The organism is Bartonella sp. MR100HLJHH (assembly GCF_042194215.1).
Lineage (GTDB): Bacteria > Pseudomonadota > Alphaproteobacteria > Rhizobiales > Rhizobiaceae > Bartonella > Bartonella grahamii.
This window is the reverse complement of sequence record NZ_JBHIMR010000058.1, coordinates 1-1,704: the sequence shown is the minus strand read 5'-3', so window position 1 is coordinate 1,704 and position 1,704 is coordinate 1. Positions and strand designations below refer to the sequence as shown.

Here is a 1,704-nt window from a genome sequence, read left to right as displayed (position 1 = left end):
CTAGGGCAACTTATTGCCTTTCATCTCCTCGCTGGAAATGTTTCTGGTCCTATCTTAAGCCTTGCATCCCTATGGGAAGAATGGCAGCATTTGAAAATCTCTCGTCTTCGTTTGGGCGATATTCTTAACTCCCCTTCAGAATGGGAAGAAGAAAAGCCGCCTCTTCAACTCAGCGCTCCTCCTCATCTTGAAGCCAACGATCTCTGTTTTTCTTATGGAGATAAATCCATTATCAATCATCTTGATGTCTGTTTACAACCTGGGCAACCAATTATGTTACTTGGTCCTTCAGGGTGCGGAAAAACAACCTTGGCGAAGCTCCTTTGTGGACTCTACCCCCCAACAAGCGGAAAGATATTGATTAACGCCCAACCTTTACAGAATTTTGATGTCCGTAGCGTGCGTGACACAATCGCGTATTTTCCCCAAAATCCTTGCCTTTTTTCCGGAACCATTCTTGAGAATATGCTTCTTGCTAAACCAGATGCCACTAAAGATGAAATCGACGCTGCACTATATGTTAGTGCTTGCCATGATTTGATTGCTCAGTTGCCTTTAGGACTTCATACTCAAGTAGGAGAGCAAGGTGGTTTTTTATCAGGTGGTCAGCGCCAACGCTTGGCTTTAGCTTGTTTCTTTCTGATAAACCCAAGCCTTCTTATTTTGGATGAACCTACTTCCGCATTGGATGACACTGTCAGTGCACAAATTGTTGAGCATTTATATAAACTTTCACAAGATCGTATTGTTCTTGTTATTACCCACAAAAGTGACCTCTTTCCTCAGCATGCAACCGTCTTAAACTTTACTGATTTGGAGGCAAAAAATGGCAGATAAAGCTCCCTATTTGCGCCCTTTATCACCAACGCTTCATATGGTGGTTGCTGTTTTGGTCACCTTATTTCTCTTTATTGTAATCGGCAGCTTTATCGCAAAAACAGAGATTGTTGCACGGGGGCAAGGAAGTGTTATTCCCACCGCTTACGTTCAGCTGGTCCAAGCGCAAAATACAGGACGCATTGAGAAAATTCTTGTAAAAGAAGGGCAATTTGTTCATCAAGGGGATCTCCTTATTCAATTAGATCCCCGTGAAGCCCTCAATGAGTGCGCACGTGTTCAAGCAGATATCGCGCAACAAACCCTTCAAGCACAAATCGCAACAGCTATTTTAACAGCTTTGCATGAAAGTGATCCTTTGGATAAAGATTTTGTGACCAAAGGACTTGCCTATCTGCCAGTTCCTCCTTCTGGCAACACGACTGCAAGAATAGAAGGGGAAAAACTCATTAGCGCTACCCTTCAATCTCTCCAAGATAAATTAAGAGCGCTAAAAGCACAGGCGGACCGCGTCGAGCGCAGCGGTGCAACACAACATGCGCAATTAGATAGGTTGGAAGATGATCGTCAATTAAGCCAAGGAAAATTAAAAGCTGCAAAAAGCCTAATGGAAACAAAAGTCATTAGCCAAGCGGTTTATTTAGAGCGTTTACATGACTTTAAAAATGTCGAGCATGAAATTTTAACCAATCAAAGACGTTTGGAAGAAAATGCCGCCGAAATAAACACCCTCCGCCAACAACGGCAAAGTCTCATTTCCGATGAAATCGCCCGCTATCGGCAACTTTCGCGTGAAACAGAACTGAATCTTCAAGGATTAAAAGCAAAGCTTGATAGCACTCAATACCATCTTGACCACTTATCACT

At 43.0% G+C, this 1,704-nt stretch carries 2 protein-coding genes; both read left to right on the top strand.

What is annotated here, in order from left to right:
• Positions 1–837: ATP-binding cassette domain-containing protein (locus ACFIJ7_RS09410; RefSeq protein ID WP_375645178.1), on the top strand; the 837-nt coding region annotated here is incomplete at its 5' end.
• On the top strand, positions 827–1,704 hold an 878-nt coding region (locus tag ACFIJ7_RS09405), incomplete at its 3' end, for a biotin/lipoyl-binding protein (RefSeq protein ID WP_375645177.1). The genes ACFIJ7_RS09410 and ACFIJ7_RS09405, both read left to right, overlap by 11 nt.